We start from the raw sequence: 14,541 nt of genomic DNA, 5'->3' as shown, positions 1-14,541 counted from the left end.
GGGCACTGTGCAGGTTTTCAATCAAACCCGCTTTGTGCATCAGCACACCACCGGCATGGACATCAAAGGCCATGAATACCTGTCGCTGGTGGTGCGTGGGACCTTTGATTTTCCTGATGACAGCCGGTCTGTTCCGCAGCCCAGCGCTGAACAGTTGCCACTGGTCATGGCGGATGAGGCGACAGGCGAACCCGGCTTTTCTGCAACGATGTGGGAAACCGATTTCGCCTTTCGCAAGCCCCATACCGAAGTCATCGCGCAAGGGGCCGCCTATGCGCCCGGTGGCAAACCGGCAGAGCGGGTGCGCGTGGGCATCAAGGTGGATGATTGGGTTAAACAGTTTGACGTTGTGGGCTACCGTGAGTGGCGCAACGCGGGCCCTGCCATTCTGGCGACCAGACCGGTGCCCTTTACGAAACAGACGTTCAGTTATGACACGGCCTTTGGCGGGCCCGACAGGCTCGACCCCGACGAGCCGAAACCATATGTCTATATGCCCAATCCTGTCGGGCGTGGCTTTGCCACTGTGCGTAATCAGGACCGCATCAACGGGCTGGCCCTGCCCAATACCGAAGAAGTGGGCGCAGAAATTCGGTCGCCCTATGATGACTACAAACCTATGGCGCTGGGCCCTGTTGCGCGCGGCCACCCCGACCGTTTGCCGTTTGGCGGGACCTATGACGACAACTGGGTCGATAATATCTTTCCCTTTTTGCCGCCCGACTTTGATGAGAGGTATTACCAATCCGCCCCGCAGGACCAGTGGATCAAACCACTGCGTTCCGGCGCGCAGGTAATCATCGTTGGCATGACCCCCGCCGGACGCGAGGTCTTTGGTCTGCCGGATGTTGACCTGCCAATCACGATTTTTCGGGGGCGGGACAAATGCCTACAACAGGTGGCCAAGGCCGACACGCTGATTTTTGACACCGAGGCGCGGACCCTGTCACTGGTCTGGCGTGTCGACGTCCGCATCAAAAAGCATATCACCGAGTTCAGCGCAGCATGGGTTGGTGCACCCACAAACGCCATGCAGCGGGCCTATGATGAAAAGCGGGAGTATATCCGTGCCGTTGCGACGGCTGTGCCGGGTGGTGAAGAGCCATGACCAATGATCTGAACCTTGTTGCCGCAGGGATGGTCACGGCTGTGGGTCTTGATTGGCTTTCCACCTGTGCGGCCTTGCGGGGCCGTTTGGACGGATTTGAGGAAACCGTTTTTCTGGGCCCCAAGCAGGTGCCGCTTGTCGGGGCGCCGGTGCATCTGCCCCGGCCATGGCAGGGCGAAAAGCGGTTGATCCATCTTGCGGCGGGGGCCATCCATGATTTGCTGTCGCAGGCCGGGGCACAAAGCGCCGATGCAGAACTTGTCATATGTCTGGCCGAACAAGACCGACCCGGCGCGATCCATGTGGACGTCAACAGGTTGCTGCGCCTGCTACAAGAACACACGGGCTTCCGCCCAGTTTCAGACGCGATTGTCCTGCGCGAAGGGCGCACAGCAGGCGGCATAGCCCTTGGCCATGCGCAAAACATCGTCCAATCGACTGGCCGACCTGTGATCATACTGGGGGTCGATAGCTATCTGAACGCCCGGACCATCACGCACTACACTGCCGAAAACCGGCTCTTGTGTGACAAGGTGTCAGACGGTTTCATCCCCGGCGAAGGGGCCGCCGCCGTGCTGCTGTCCGCTGACGGTCACGGGGTCCGCCTATCGGGGGTCGGACTGGGGCAGGAACCCGCGGCGCTTTTGAATGTGGATGCAGAGGGCTATCCGAACGCGCCGTTCCGGTGTGATGGCATGGCCAGCGCCTATCGCTCAGCGCTTGGTGCGGCTGGCAGTTCACTGGACCAGACCGGACTGAAGATGAGCGATCACATCGGTGAAAGCTATTGGTTCAACCAGTCGGCCCTTGCGATGCAGCGTGTGCAACGCATCCGCAGCCCGGTGCAGCCGATCTGGGGCTTGGGCAGCCTTTTGGGCAATGTCGGGGCAAGTGCAATGCCCGCATTGCTGGGCTGGGCGCTGGCGGCCAAGCAGCGCGGCTACGCGCCACCAAAACCCATCATTATCGAAACATCGCGCGATGACGGCCATTGCGCAGCCGTCGTGTTGGAGGCCGCATGACAGTCTTTGCCAACAATCGCGAGGTTTCCGCCGAAAAGCAGGGCAACAAGTTGATTGCGGCCTTCCCCGACACCTGCTTCACCCCGCCAGAGGCCCCGCCGACCCCCACTGGCGTCCCCGTGCCCTATCCCAATTTCGGGCAAGACAGTGACCTCACGTCCGGCACCGGATCGGTCCTGATCAAAGGTGGTGCGGTCAGTCAGGAAAACAGCAGCAAATATAGCAAATGCACAGGCGACGAAGCGGGTGCTGCGCAGAAAAAAGGGATCATCACCTCAAAGAACACCGGCAAAATCTATGCGCAGGCATGGTCGTCGGATGTGAAGGCAGAGGGCAAGGGCGTTGCGCGTTTTGGCGATGTCGCAACCTCGAACCATGCATCGAACATTGGCGATGTTATCACCGTCCCTTTCATCGGTCAGCCCGGTGTTCCTTCGGTCTATGCTGAATGGGAGTGTCTGGTCGGCAGTTTTAGCGACATTCAATCAAAATGTAATGAAGCGGGCGGGCAAGCGCACCACATCATTCCAGATGAATATATTCGAAAGGGTACAAGGGATAACCCGGGGGAATGGCTTGCAGACGGGGGCGAAGAACAGGCCAAACGCGATCACCTGCCATCCATTGACGATGCTTGCGCAATCTGTGTTGGTGGCGACGGCTACGGCAAGGCCAGCGGCGACAGGAAAAGCGATACAGGCAAAGCCATTGCCGCAAAAGGAACCGCCACCGGGATGACATGGGCCAGAGGTCACGGCCGTATGCACCTGTCTTTTGACCGGACTTTTGGCAACAAGCCCCGCCCCATAAGCGATGCGGTCGAGATCGCAAAACAATCGCTTGCCGACGCCGCGGCCTACGACCAATCTCTTGTCGATAGCGATTGTGCGAAACAGGGAATGGAATGCGTTGAGACGCAATACAAAGACGCCTGTGAACATAAACCGGAAATCAAGGTTGAGTCCAAAACCAATAAATCGGCTGAACGGTTTGCAAATATGGAGGTACGCCTTGGCCTGCCACCCTCTGCAACCTAGGATCAAAAGGATAGATACTTGATATGTTTGCTGTTCCCACAGGTGAGAATTCTGCCGTTGCGGTCGATGATAGTGATCCAGATGCTTGGGTGATTAGCTATATCACCTTTGATCCTCTTTCGGTCGAAAAGCTGTCTGTCGAGAATTTGGGCAACGTGCTGTGCGCAACCGTCAATGTGCAAAGTCAGGCGGTCTGGATATTGGGCGACTATATTCAAGCGGTGTCGCGTGATCTGGGCCAGGGCTTTGGGGTCCCGTTTCCGCAAGAGAATGTTGTGCCGTTCAATCTGCAATTGGTCGGCGACTACTTCTACCTTTGCTGTGGTAAAGCGACCGTCTGGGTGTTCGACAGAACCGTCAATCAATGGATTGAACGGCTCGCCCACGGTCCGGAGCCTGTCATTCCAGAGCGTGGCCCGACCGAAACCGCAGGTGATTATGTCGAACGTACCTATCCGATCATGGACCGATACGCGCGCGAAAATCCCGATGCCTACGCCGCCTTCGCCTGTGGTGATGCACACTATGTTATTGGTGCACTGGGCCGTATCGTTCGCTTTCGAGGGGATGAGGTTAATGAGCTCTGGCTTGATAGTGGCGCCCGTCTGATCCACGGTTTTGAAGAAAACAATCAGGCGGTCATCTGTGCGGACAGACCCAGAGCCGAGATCTACAAAGGGACCTTCGAAGACGGTTTTGAGCTGCTTTATGCAAACGACGAGACCGCCCTGCATCTGACCGCCCAGCACAAAGGCAAGCGATATATCGGGGCGGGCCAGGACGAAAAATACGAGGGCCCGGCGCTGTTTGAATTGAAAGGTGATGAATTGGTAGTGGTGGAAACCGGTTGCGCGCGCGAGCCTGTGAACCTTATCCAGCTTGTCAGCGAAGGCGACGTTTTATGGGCAATCGATTCTGCCGGCTTTTTCCGATTGAAAGATGGTGGGTGGACATTGACGGAACTCAGCGCGCTTTAGGGTCCTGACCCTAAGGTGAGGGCAGCGCGGATTTTGCGGCCAAATAGTGCCGCACCTTTTCCAGATCGAGGCTCGCAATCCTCATCCCTTCGGCGCCCGGCTGCAACATCCGAACGACGAACAACTCGCCAGGTTCGCGGTAGTCTGCCAGCCGCTCTTCGGCAATGCGCAGGCCGTCTGCGCCCGCGATGCGCAGCCCGTCCAGATGCGCCTCAAGCCGTTCGACGGTACGCGCCAGCCGTTCTTCGTCCATTTCGGGGTTGTCTTCGGGGTCCAGCAATGCGCGATCATAGAGCGTCCACAGGAATGCGGCCTGTTCGGCATGCTGACGCACGATATTTTCCAGAACGGGGGCTGCCATGGCCTAGTTCAGGTTGACGGAGCCACCACGAATCCGGTTCGCAGCAGAGGCGTGATTGACCAGATAGGTGCCGCGGATCGTGATGTGTCCGTCTTTCTCCATGATGATTGACGCCTTGCCGACACGCAGTTCAATCCGCTCCTGCGCGTTGATCTTGACGCTTTCACCATCGCGAATGACTGTCGGGGCGTCGTTTGCGGGTGCGGGGTCAATGATGCGCCCGATGATCAATGGCCTGTCCGACTGACCATCCTCAAATAAAAGCGCGACCTCGCAGCCGGCGACAGACGCATCAAGTGTCACAAGCGAGCGGGCAACAATCGCCTCTGGCTGCGGGTTCCCCGCAAAGACAACCAGTGGTTTGCCGTCCTGCATCCCCAGAAAGACCCCGATCACTACGCCGTCTTTTGTATCACTCACAATCATGGCAATCCTCATGTTTCGGGCAACGCAATCCGTCGCAATGATAGTCGGTTTTACGCTGGCTTCAAAGCTTTAGGTGACGTGGTTGGGGCGGTGTATCCGGACTTGACAGATGGATATGCGCGGCCTGCATGTCGGATTTGAAGGATTTCAAGTTGGAAATCCCGGATAAGACGGGCTAAGAAAGCCACCCCGAGGAGGTCACGGGTCACTAACATCCTTGCGGATGACGCACGCTATGACGATCAAACAGACGCTGGCAGTATTTATCGGCCGTTTCCAGCCATTTCACCTTGGACATCTGGACGTGACTGAACGCACGCTTGAGGGCGCCGACCGGATCTTGCTGCTTGTTGACAACTCTTACCGTCGGCGTAGCTGGAAAAATCCTTTTACCTATGCCGAACGCCGCGCCCTTATCCGTGCGGGCACAGGGCATCTGGGCAAGCCGGTCGCCACCCTGCCTTTTGTGGACACGCTTTACAATGATCGCGCGTGGATAACGAATGTGCGCACCACCGTCACGACCCCCATGCGCCGTGAAGGGCTGGACCGTACCAAGCTCGAAAAGGTCAAATCAGGCTGCGATGCCGCTGCCGCCCCCTGGGTGCCGATCACAGAAGTCACACCCGATAGATTGTCCGAGGATCACTTTGACATCATCCACGCAATGGTCTCCGAAGTGCCCTTTGCCTATTCGTCCATCCTGATGGCGCAAGGCTAAGACGCCCAAAACGTGCGTATCGTTGTATTTCTGATCTGCGGGAGGTCCGCAGATCGCAAACCATCCAAATCCGGGTAGGAACAGGACAATGACCTACCAGAACCGCAGCGCAGACGCGCAGTTCCCGAACCCTGTCGCGACCCACAATCTGATCTACGATACAGACAGCTAAAAAATTTCCCACTACAGCCAATACCCCGAAGGCACCCAATATGTGTCGTCCTATATCGAGCCGCGCCGCGCGTGGGACGAGATTGACGAGGTGGTGTTCTTTGGCCTGCAAATCGAACTGGCGAAACTGCAAGGGACGGTCGTGACCCAAGACATGCTGGATGGGGCAGCCCCGTTCTTGAAAGCCCATGGGACAGATACACTTGGTGCTTTGATCTATGCCCGCAATTAATAAGGGCTGATATGGCCGGTTATTCCATCCCCGCGACCGAACACGCCACCATGACTGCGGCAGGTGTGGACCGCGAGTTGCACCAGATGCGTCGATTCCTGAGGGCAAACACCGTGGGGATCATCGCCTGCGTAAGCGACAGTTTTGACCTGATGCGGGCTGTCCGGGATTATTGGGGCGGCGCCCTGCGCGATGCAGTGCTGGCCCGCGACGGTGTGCGGGTCGTCCGCCCCGATAGCGGTGACCCAGTGCAGATCGTGCCCGACGTGATCGAGGCGCTGATGGCGGCGTTCGGCTATAGAACAACCGCCCAAGGATACAGATTGCTGCATGATAAGGTGCAGGTCATCCAGGGCGACGGGGTCGACAAGGACTCGATTCTGCGGATCATGGACGCGATGATGCAAAGGGGTCTTGCCATCGGGAACATCGCCTTTGGGATGGGCGGCAGGCTGTTGCAGAAACCGGACCGTGACAGATTTGGCTATGCGATGAAGGGCTCGGCGATCTACCGCAACGGGGCGTTGCACGATGTTTTCAAGGACCCCAAAACGGCCGGTGGGGCCAAGACATCGCGAAAAGGCAAACAAGGGGTGATGCGCAGCGATAGTGGCCGTTTTGTTGCGCGGCCTGCCGCAAATATCCCTGCCGGGGCAGACGCGCTTAGACCGGTATTTCGCAATGGTGAAATCCTGAACCCGCACAGTTTCGACGCAGTCCGCGGACGGGCGTGGCCGTTGAAAGCTGAAACGTAAGGCTGGTAATGAGATGCGGTACCCGACGGGCGCCGCATCTTCGCAGGAGCTGGACTGTAGTCACGCCACAAAGGATTTACACAAGGACCGCGATCCCGCATAAAACCAGCGTGGTCCCGTGGCTCAACTGGATAGAGCAGCCCCCTCCTAAGGGGCAGGTTGCAGGTTCGAATCCTGCCGGGGTCGCCAAACCTGCCAATAAATACAAATACTTACGGACAATCGCAAAGTACTTTGTGCAAGATTATGCAGGATTTTGCGGCTTTTGCCTGCGAACAGGCAAAGAACATCGCTACAAAACGTCTACAGCCCGATCAGCCGTACAAGAATTTTTGGAGTCCCCATAAACAGAAAAATCCCGGCTCGGCGGCAACCGAAACCGGGATCAAATCTATAGCAAAAGCCTCTAGCTTTCTTAGAGACCTTACTCGAAAGAGCGGTGCAAAATCAACTGACAATCCAGTTGGCAGGACGCTACCGGGTGGTGCGTTATGAGCGTCCGGCTAGTTCATGAAGGCCTTCCTTCAGATATCACACCCTACCGACTGAAACTGCTTCTGCGGCAAGCAAGGATCGCGCTTGGCCTTTCCAAAGGTGCTGTCGAATACCTCGTATTTGCGATTGAGAACTGCCAGCCGTCCGACTTCCAGAACGGCAGAATATGCGCCATCTGGCATTCACTGGAACGGCTCGCAACGCTCTTCAGACTATCGAAGCGCCAGATAAATAGGATCGAGGCTGAACTTGTTGACGCGGGTCTGATTAAGCGCACCTATCCGGAACGGAAGAACCGCTCTGGTGATCGCGTTGACGGTGTGATCAAGAGAGCGGCCGGAATCAACCTCGCCCCTCTCATTGAGAAAGCAGAGTACGTCCGATCCCTTGTGGGTCGTCAAATGCAAGCTGACGAAGATCACAAACAGCTGCGCGAGCACATTCAAGATCTCCTCCGCCAGATCAGAGAGCTAGAGAACGGTGAAGCCAACGACGCGGCGACAAGCATTTTGCCACGTCGTCGGCCTGGAGAACTAAATGACATCAAAGAAATGCGACTGGTTGCCGATGCGCTGGCGGCGGTACTTGCTGATTTTTCTGCGAAGGTCAGTCAGCCAGAGATGACCGACGGGTCAGACGAAAATGACCGACTCATTACGAAGAAAGAAAAGAAAAATAAAACCCGTACGGCACCGCAGACGCGTGGTGGCGAACAGCTTAATACCAGTCCTGCTCACGCACGACTCTTGGCCACTTCAGAGTTGCGTGGGTACATCGACTTGTATGCACTGAACGGACCACCAGACTGGCAATCGATCAATCGAGCGACGCATGATCGCGCTTACAAATTGGGTATCTCACGTCGAATCTGGGAAGAAATGTGCGTCCGCATTGGCGAGAATAAAACAGCACTCTGCTTAATCATCGCTGACCGGAATTCTCAAAGAGATGACGCGTTTGGTGTTGAAAACGCAGCTGCGTCTTTCGCGCAGATGAGCCGAAAAGTGGAGAGAGACCTGGCCGTTCTCAATAGCCTCATGGGTGAACTGACGGACGCCCTGATCCGGTCACGGGGGAATTTATGAACTGCCTTCGATTGTCCCAAGAGGAGGGAGAGCAAGGTTACGCATGTAGCTACGCGACATGCACCTCGGAAGGGAATGGGCGAGCCCTTTCCCCTTCACCCCAAACCCACGCGCAGAGCGCGTCAAGTGGCCGCCATGAGTAAGCGAGAACCCAAACCACGCTTGGTTCGCAAACTGGTTCTACGCGTGCGCTGCTCAGAGGCAGAACACGCCAACTGGATGCACAAAGCCCGCGATCAAGAACGATCGCTTTCCGACTATGCCCGTCATGTTCTTTCCGTTGAGCCGATGCAGCGTCGGGCGAGACCACCGGTGGTCGATCCTGAGTTGCTGGCAGCGGTCGGGCGCGCGGGCAACAATCTCAACCAAATCGCACGAGCCATGCACACAGACCGCAAGGCTGGGCGGCGCATCGATTTGATCGCCCTCTACACATTGTTGATGGCCTTGGACCGCGAACTTGCCGAGATTGTGGCGGTGCATTCCAGATGATGGTTCGCTTCTTTACGCATGGCGACGGCTCTGGCCGGGCGGCGGTCGAGTATCTCCTGGCCAAGGAGGTCGCGGCTTACACCGGGGACCGTAAGCGCATCGCTGGTCAGACCGTGCGACGAGATGTACCCCCTGAAATACTGGCGGGCGATCCCGATCTGACCTGTCACCTTATCGACAGCAATACCCGCAAATGGCGGTACACATCCGGCGTCGTGGCGTTCCATGCAGATGACGATCCCTCAGAGGAACTACAGGCGGCGGTGATAGCAGATTTCGAACGGGCTGCCTTTGCTGGCCTTGAGGCGGACCAAGTGAATACCCTCTGGGTCCGCCATCAGCACATGGGCAACGTTGAGTTGCATTTCCTGATTCCGCGAGTCGAGCTCTATGGCAACCGTTCATTCAACGCTGCACCACCAGGATCGGAACGGTTTTTCAACATCTTTCGCGATTACTGGAACGCCCGCGAAGGCTGGGTCAGCCCCGAAGAGCCGGAAAGAAAACGGATGATCAAACCCGTTTTCGATCTAGACGACCGGAAGAGCATCAAGGAGACCATTCAGACTTTCATGCTCCAGAAGATCGAGGCTGGCGAAGTCCGAAATCACGCAGATATTCGCGCCGTTCTGAGCGAACTGGATGGCCTCGAATTCAAACCTTTGACCGAGAAACAGCTTGAGAAGCGCCGTAGGGCCGATGCCGAAGAAGCGAAAGGCGGCAAGCAGCGCCGCCGCGACACCCGGATCACCATGCGTATTGCCGGAACCTCGGACAGCCAAAACACCTTTCGACTGGAGGATAGAATTTTCCATGAAACCTGGAACGCAGATGAATACTTTGCTGCAAAACCTGCAAGCGAAGGTGGAGACGCAAAGCCACGCCACCGAAGAGCAGACCCAGCAGATGTTGAACGACTTCGAACAGCGTTTGTCACGAGCGTTGAACGCCGCGCTGCGAAAAATCGAGACCGATATGCGCGACCTCGAAAAACTAAGCAGCTCGGTAAACAACCGGACGGCCCATCAGATCGAAGATCAGGCCAGCACCATTCGGGAAGCGACATGTGCGCTGGAAGAGACTCGGAAGGAATGGCGCACGGTGACTTGGAAGACAATGCTGCCAACATATCTAGTCGGGGTCTTTCTGACCTTTTGGGTGCTCTTGATGGCGGTGCAACTGACCTTTCCGGAGAGACCATCAGCGATAGAAGCACAGGGGCTGGCGACATTCGGTCTCGAAGGGACGCGCGTGACTCGTGGCCTTGGCGGCTTGGGCCGGGTGGTGAACCTGCCGCGCGGCGTCGAACTCGCCGATTGTCCCATACCCAATCTGAGCGGCGGCGAAGTCTGCATCGAAACCCCAGCAACGAGGTAAACTATGTCACATCATCAATTGACGCCCTTCGAGACAGCATTGTTGCGCGCTGTCGAAGATCTGAACAAAACCTTCGAGACTGGCTTGAAGAGCGCGGGCGGTTTGCCGAACGAATTGGCGAATTTACAGAGCGAATTCGAACGGTTCGCGACCGTATTGGAGAAGCGTTTGCAAAGCTTGGAAAAGCAACAGAGCGCGCTTCATCAACTCTTGAAAGCTGGCTGAGGAAGCAGTCACAGAAGCTCACTGCTATAGAGGGAAAGAGTGACCAATCAAAGATCGATAGATCGTATTCGGCGGGACCGAAAATTTGATGGCTGTGGTTGCATCGGGCAGTCAAATAGATGACTGCCCAACACGACATTATTTACGTTTGATCGTCTCAACCACATGCGTAGACTTCTTCGTCTGCGCTTTCTTAACGGTAGTGAAGCGACCAGTTCTGGCACTGCGGCCAACTTTGTAGGTTTTCTTAGCCATGATGATATCCTCGTAGGCATGAAGTTATGATTGGCGGGCGGCAAACCGCCCGCCTGTTTCTCAAGTTTGTGTCAGCCTACTCTGGTACCAGAATGGGCCACGCACGCAGCCCGAACGCTTTCGCGTATAGCCGGGTGCCGGATTTCGGACATGTCCGCCAAGGGCGGAAAACATACCGATATCCGGGCGGTGGAGTGAATGAACGTTTCGTCATCTCACCGTCCTTCGTCGGGGCGTATATTGCCTTTTGACCCGAGATCCGCTAAACGCAGCCCTGCTAGGAGACTGATTTGGGCTTTCGGGCGGCTCTGCATCGTCAAGCCCCGGTTAGCACGATACAGAATTCGTTTGGAGGCTCGGGGTGCAACCTGAGCCTTCTTTCGTTAGAGCCTTCCCTTCTTCTTAAGGTAGCGTAGTCGATGGCCCGCCGCCTCGAACGACACACCATGACGTTCTATCAGCGACTGTTCATCGTCGAGGTGGTCACAAAAGCCATCTGGCATCAGCAGCTCTGCGGCAAACTGATTGGCTTGAGGCTCAGCAAGCTGATAGGTCGGCACGCTTTCGCCAAGTGCTTTGCGCGTATGTGGTACGTTGGTATGCATTGCAAAGTGCCCGAGTTCGTGAGCCGCAGTGAAACGACCGCGCCCCTCCCCTCGACATGCAGCCTCGTAAACATCCTCTCGCAACTGGATGAATTCACCTTTCGGGCAAGTTAAACCCTCAGCCCCATCCATTTCAGCGTACGTTCCAACTTCAAATCTTACCATGTTTAGCTTTTGGTCCAAAACAAGCTCGATTAGCTCAATCACTGGAAAATATGCATGATCCGAGAAGCCGAAGCGGTTGCGAATACTCGTCGCAACCCCTCGGATGTTGTCCCAACTTCGGGAGGGGACGATATAGTCTTGGCTTTGACTCATTTGGAACTCTCCTTGCGACCAAGGACAGCCAAGATCTCATGCAGCTCGTCTTCCGACAATGTGTCCATCCTACGGGCCATCAGGCCTGCAGTGTCGCGCTGCAAAGTAGTATTTGCTTCAAGGGTGAATGCCTTACGCGACCGGTCTGCCGCACTACGAAGGATTTCCGCAGCTTCACCCACAAGGCGATAGGTTTGGATAACAAGTTCTTCGAACCCCGATGGGGGCGACTTCTTTCCTGTTTCGACCGCAGAAACAAACGCGGACGACTTCTCAAGACGCTTGGCCATATCCAACAGGCGTTCGTCTTCATCTATTCTGAGTTTTCGTAATGCCTTCCCAATTGCAGTTGTTGTCATGGTCGGTCTCCCATTGTGTTTATAGAGGATTAACACACATGGATTGAAATATCAACCTGGTTGGTTAATTTTCTGACCCTTTAGGGTTTTCGACATGCAGCTTGTTTGGATCGAGCGGCTTTTGTGATGACGGTCTTAGACCTCCATCACAAAAGCCGGGTCAAAACGAACTTCTTCGCCAGGATATCCCCGCTGATTTGTGATGAACCGGATCGGACCGAGGTCGCCTTCTACCGTCAGGTTATTGCCTTCATGACTGTGTCCCCAGACCCAAGTGTGGATGTCGAAGCCTCGGAGTTCGTTCCACAGATCACAGGCAAAACCGTTGTTCATCGCGCGCTTGTCCTCCCCGCCAATTGTACGCCACGGGGCGATCAGTTCGCGCACTGGCAGGTGGTGGGTCATGACAACAGTGGGGCCGTCGTGCGGCTTGCTGAGCGCGCCCAAGATCGCGGCTTTGTCCTGTGCATGGCGCTCCAACATACCGTCGATGGTGAAGCGGGTCTTGGGTGCCGTGCGGATGGAGCGGTAGTCTTGCATGTAGGCAGATACCATTGTTCGTGCCAGATATTCGAATGGCGGATAGAGCGCCAAATCTGTCCAAAGGGTCGCGCCGATGATGCGCACGCCTGCTATCTCTGTCGCTGCGCCATGGAGCACGCGGATATCGAGACCTTGACCGTTGAGCGCCTCAAGTTGGCGGTTTTCGTCGGCCAAGAGTTCGGACCAGATCGAGCCATAGAGTTCATGGTTGCCCCAGATCAAGATGACCGGGCAGCCGTACTTACGCGCTGCCTGCGCCGGGATGTCGAGATGGCGGCCCATCGTGTGTGTGTCGCCAGCGATCAGAACCCCATCCACTTGCGCGGACAGGTCGGGCAGCTCGAAGCCGCCCCAGAATTCGTCGTGCAGGTCACTCCAGACCAGAAAACGGGCCATCAGTTTTACTTTCTCATGATCTCAGGGAAACGACCGGGATCGATCCACTGCTTGCCGTCTTTGGGTGCGCCCCAAGGGTTGCCATACTCTTTTTGTGCAGGCGGCTCCTCACTGGTGAGATCACGCGCGTTTAGAGGCGTTTTGCAACGCTGCGGACCCGCACAATGCTGCGTTGGCTCGCTTCATGTTCGAAACGGCCGCTCGTATCGATCAGGCGATCAGCGTTAGGCCCGTCATCGACGTAAATGCTGCAGAACGAAGGATTCGACTGAAGTCGCAGAAAGGCCACAAGGAGGTTTGGGTAGCCATAACCAAAGAGATGATGGCAGAGATTGAAGCCCTTCCATCAAAGCGAACAAGAAATCCTCGGACTGGCAAGCTGCTAGAGGAACGTCTTTTTGGGTACGGAACCGCGACAGGATATCGGAAACGCTGGATAACAATCTGTAAGAAAGCGGAAATCCCGTATTTGTCAGCGCACGCGGCAGGTCGCCACGGTTTTTTCACCGAGTTGGTGGTTCGCCAAAAGGTTGATCCAGTCACCGCAGCCAAGGCTGGTAGGTGGTCCGACCCGACACTTCCACTTAGCACCTATGCCCATTCTGAGACCGATGAAGAGGAAATTCGACGTCGATTTCGGACAAAACCCAAGCAGAAGCGGAAGTCAAAAGCTTCTAAGAAATTGAAAAAGAAAGGAAAAGACAATGTTAAATAGCCCCCTCCTAAGGGGCAGGTTGCAGGTTCGAATCCTGCCGGGGTCACCATCTCAAAAATTGTAAGACTTTGAACTCATATTATTTAATGGAGAGCAGTGGGTCTTTCACCCCCATTAGGTCGATTTGGATTCTTTCTTTTTAGGCCACAAGCAGTCTTGCTTAACACGTGACCGGCCCATACCAGACTTTCAGTGCCAGTCTCTGATGCTGCGCTGCGGCCCGTCAGAGCAGCCGTTCGCTACGATAGCGAACTCATCCCTAGTCGACCTCTCCTCCTCCTCGGCATAGGCATCATGCAGTGAGGGCGCGACGGCTGCGAGTTTCAGCCGCTGCTTGACCACGCTGGCCGAGACGAAGAAGGCCGCAGCGATCTCCTCCTCGGTCCGGCCCTTCTCGCGTATCGCTCGGAAGGCGCGGAACTGGTCGAGCGGATGCAGCGGCGCGCGCTGGACGTTCTCGGCGAGGCTGTCCTCCTCGGCCAGTTCCTCGATCGACACGCCCGCCTTGACGTGGCGCACGTTCGACTGGCTGAGCATCAGCTTGTTGAAGGGAATGTCGCGCGAGGCGCTGAGGGTGATCTTCTGTTGTTTGGTCATCGGGATATCTCCGCGACAGGCCAGCCGGGAGCCTCTCTCCCGACCTCCAAACCCGTCACGGAAAACCCGGCCCACCTCTTACTCTAAGGATCGATTGCGAGCAGGTTTTCAGTCAACAAGAGCGAAGATCGCCCACCCTCGGCGTGCCTCGCCATTGGAATTGGCGATTGACTCCTCAGGTGTCGAAGTAACATCCTCAAGGAAGCATATACGAAGATGTTACGTTGGGCTTAAAGGGTACTTGGACAAGCATTGGGCGGATATCGCCA

General features: G+C 56.1%; 15 protein-coding genes, 2 tRNA genes and 2 pseudogenes. 13 read left to right on the top strand and 6 right to left on the bottom strand.

From position 1 onward, the window contains the following. The first annotated feature begins 7 nt into the window (after positions 1 to 7). The 4 genes from C8N45_RS06480 to C8N45_RS06465 are packed head-to-tail and all read left to right on the top strand — an operon-like array spanning position 8 to position 4,144. Positions 8 to 1,108: a DUF2169 family type VI secretion system accessory protein gene (locus C8N45_RS06480; protein ID WP_108385413.1), complete on the top strand. Its 1,101-nt coding sequence runs from the start codon at positions 8 to 10 to the stop codon at positions 1,106 to 1,108. Then, positions 1,105 to 2,130 carry a 3-oxoacyl-ACP synthase gene (locus C8N45_RS06475; RefSeq protein ID WP_108385412.1) on the top strand — a complete coding sequence of 342 codons (1,026 nt, stop codon included), beginning with the start codon at positions 1,105 to 1,107 and terminating at the stop codon, positions 2,128 to 2,130. The genes C8N45_RS06480 and C8N45_RS06475 overlap by 4 nt, the downstream gene beginning before the upstream one ends. Further along, positions 2,127 to 3,167 (top strand): PAAR-like domain-containing protein, encoded by a 1,041-nt coding sequence (locus C8N45_RS06470; RefSeq protein WP_108385411.1) that lies wholly within the window; start codon positions 2,127 to 2,129, stop codon positions 3,165 to 3,167. The genes C8N45_RS06475 and C8N45_RS06470 overlap by 4 nt, the downstream gene beginning before the upstream one ends. A 23-nt stretch (positions 3,168 to 3,190) precedes the next feature. Further along, positions 3,191 to 4,144 (top strand): hypothetical protein, encoded by a 954-nt coding sequence (locus tag C8N45_RS06465; protein WP_108385410.1) that lies wholly within the window; start codon positions 3,191 to 3,193, stop codon positions 4,142 to 4,144. A 10-nt stretch (positions 4,145 to 4,154) separates the two neighbouring features. Here C8N45_RS06465 and C8N45_RS06460 read toward each other — a convergent pair whose 3' ends face one another. Continuing rightward, positions 4,155 to 4,505, bottom strand: coding sequence for a hypothetical protein (locus C8N45_RS06460; RefSeq protein WP_108385409.1), 351 nt, complete (start codon positions 4,503 to 4,505; stop codon positions 4,155 to 4,157). Between the two features lie 3 nt (positions 4,506 to 4,508). Beyond that, a complete protein-coding gene (locus tag C8N45_RS06455) occupies positions 4,509 to 4,931 on the bottom strand; it encodes a DUF6484 domain-containing protein (RefSeq protein ID WP_108385753.1) in 423 nt (140 codons plus the stop codon). Between the two features lie 235 nt (positions 4,932 to 5,166). Here C8N45_RS06455 and C8N45_RS06450 point away from each other — a divergent pair, with 235 nt between their 5' ends. The 7 genes from C8N45_RS06450 (at position 5,167) to C8N45_RS06425 (ending at position 10,573) form a co-directional block, all read left to right on the top strand. Further along, positions 5,167 to 5,652, top strand: coding sequence for an adenylyltransferase/cytidyltransferase family protein (locus C8N45_RS06450; protein ID WP_168769414.1), 486 nt, complete (start codon positions 5,167 to 5,169; stop codon positions 5,650 to 5,652). Positions 5,653 to 5,866: 214 nt separating this feature from the next. After that, entirely contained in the window at positions 5,867 to 6,055 is a 189-nt protein-coding gene (locus tag C8N45_RS23540) for a nicotinamide phosphoribosyltransferase domain-containing protein (RefSeq protein WP_245882577.1), read from the top strand. An 11-nt stretch (positions 6,056 to 6,066) separates the two neighbouring features. Continuing rightward, positions 6,067 to 6,810 carry a hypothetical protein gene (locus tag C8N45_RS06445; protein WP_245882576.1) on the top strand — a complete coding sequence of 248 codons (744 nt, stop codon included), beginning with the start codon at positions 6,067 to 6,069 and terminating at the stop codon, positions 6,808 to 6,810. A gap of 112 nt (positions 6,811 to 6,922) precedes the next feature. Further along, positions 6,923 to 6,999: transfer RNA gene (locus C8N45_RS06440), tRNA-Arg, on the top strand. A gap of 302 nt (positions 7,000 to 7,301) precedes the next feature. Beyond that, positions 7,302 to 8,390, top strand: a complete 1,089-nt coding sequence (locus tag C8N45_RS06435; protein WP_108385407.1) for a helix-turn-helix domain-containing protein — start codon at positions 7,302 to 7,304, stop codon at positions 8,388 to 8,390. Between the two features lie 135 nt (positions 8,391 to 8,525). After that, positions 8,526 to 8,882, top strand: coding sequence for a plasmid mobilization protein (locus C8N45_RS06430; RefSeq protein ID WP_168769413.1), 357 nt, complete (start codon positions 8,526 to 8,528; stop codon positions 8,880 to 8,882). Then, positions 8,879 to 10,573: a relaxase family protein gene (locus C8N45_RS06425; protein ID WP_108385405.1), complete on the top strand. Its 1,695-nt coding sequence runs from the start codon at positions 8,879 to 8,881 to the stop codon at positions 10,571 to 10,573. The genes C8N45_RS06430 and C8N45_RS06425 overlap by 4 nt, the downstream gene beginning before the upstream one ends. A 549-nt stretch (positions 10,574 to 11,122) precedes the next feature. On the opposite strand, the gene C8N45_RS06420 is transcribed toward C8N45_RS06425, so the two are convergent. The 3 genes from C8N45_RS06420 to C8N45_RS06410 form a co-directional block, all read right to left on the bottom strand. Next, on the bottom strand, positions 11,123 to 11,662 hold the full coding sequence (locus C8N45_RS06420) for an ImmA/IrrE family metallo-endopeptidase (RefSeq protein WP_108385404.1): 540 nt from the start codon (positions 11,660 to 11,662) through the stop codon (positions 11,123 to 11,125). After that, the gene (locus C8N45_RS06415; protein ID WP_108385403.1) at positions 11,659 to 12,021 is read right to left on the bottom strand and encodes a helix-turn-helix domain-containing protein; all 363 of its coding nucleotides are present in this window, start codon (positions 12,019 to 12,021) and stop codon (positions 11,659 to 11,661) included. The genes C8N45_RS06420 and C8N45_RS06415 overlap by 4 nt, the downstream gene beginning before the upstream one ends. Before the next feature lie 135 nt (positions 12,022 to 12,156). Beyond that, a complete protein-coding gene (locus C8N45_RS06410; protein WP_108385402.1) occupies positions 12,157 to 12,960 on the bottom strand; it encodes a metallophosphoesterase in 804 nt (267 codons plus the stop codon). Between the two features lie 145 nt (positions 12,961 to 13,105). Here C8N45_RS06410 and C8N45_RS06405 point away from each other — a divergent pair. Both C8N45_RS06405 and C8N45_RS06400 read left to right on the top strand, forming a co-directional pair. Beyond that, positions 13,106 to 13,675: pseudogene (locus tag C8N45_RS06405) on the top strand (tyrosine-type recombinase/integrase); the annotation flags it as partial. Next, positions 13,661 to 13,724 (top strand) — tRNA-Arg (locus C8N45_RS06400). The pseudogene C8N45_RS06405 and the gene C8N45_RS06400, both read left to right, overlap by 15 nt. 227 nt (positions 13,725 to 13,951) lie before the next feature. Here C8N45_RS06400 and C8N45_RS06395 read toward each other — a convergent pair. Further along, a pseudogene (locus tag C8N45_RS06395) lies at positions 13,952 to 14,272 on the bottom strand (ParB/RepB/Spo0J family partition protein); the annotation flags it as partial. Positions 14,273 to 14,541 lie beyond the last annotated feature (269 nt).

It is taken from the genome of Yoonia sediminilitoris (genome assembly GCF_003058085.1).
GTDB classification, from domain to species: domain Bacteria; phylum Pseudomonadota; class Alphaproteobacteria; order Rhodobacterales; family Rhodobacteraceae; genus Yoonia; species Yoonia sediminilitoris.
This window is presented reverse-complemented; position numbering and strand designations above follow the sequence as displayed.

Coding starts and splice junctions, on each gene's coding strand:
- C8N45_RS06475 (WP_108385412.1), top strand. CDS start 1,105: ATGACCAATGATCTGAACCTTGTTGCCGCAGGGATGGTCACGGCTGTG.
- C8N45_RS06470 (WP_108385411.1), top strand. CDS start 2,127: ATGACAGTCTTTGCCAACAATCGCGAGGTTTCCGCCGAAAAGCAGGGC.
- C8N45_RS06465 (WP_108385410.1), top strand. CDS start 3,191: ATGTTTGCTGTTCCCACAGGTGAGAATTCTGCCGTTGCGGTCGATGAT.
- C8N45_RS06460 (WP_108385409.1), bottom strand. CDS start 4,505: ATGGCAGCCCCCGTTCTGGAAAATATCGTGCGTCAGCATGCCGAACAG.
- C8N45_RS06455 (WP_108385753.1), bottom strand. CDS start 4,931: ATGATTGTGAGTGATACAAAAGACGGCGTAGTGATCGGGGTCTTTCTG.
- C8N45_RS06450 (WP_168769414.1), top strand. CDS start 5,167: ATGACGATCAAACAGACGCTGGCAGTATTTATCGGCCGTTTCCAGCCA.
- C8N45_RS06445 (WP_245882576.1), top strand. CDS start 6,067: ATGGCCGGTTATTCCATCCCCGCGACCGAACACGCCACCATGACTGCG.
- C8N45_RS06435 (WP_108385407.1), top strand. CDS start 7,302: ATGAGCGTCCGGCTAGTTCATGAAGGCCTTCCTTCAGATATCACACCC.
- C8N45_RS06430 (WP_168769413.1), top strand. CDS start 8,526: ATGAGTAAGCGAGAACCCAAACCACGCTTGGTTCGCAAACTGGTTCTA.
- C8N45_RS06425 (WP_108385405.1), top strand. CDS start 8,879: ATGATGGTTCGCTTCTTTACGCATGGCGACGGCTCTGGCCGGGCGGCG.
- C8N45_RS06420 (WP_108385404.1), bottom strand. CDS start 11,662: ATGAGTCAAAGCCAAGACTATATCGTCCCCTCCCGAAGTTGGGACAAC.
- C8N45_RS06415 (WP_108385403.1), bottom strand. CDS start 12,021: ATGACAACAACTGCAATTGGGAAGGCATTACGAAAACTCAGAATAGAT.
- C8N45_RS06410 (WP_108385402.1), bottom strand. CDS start 12,960: ATGGCCCGTTTTCTGGTCTGGAGTGACCTGCACGACGAATTCTGGGGC.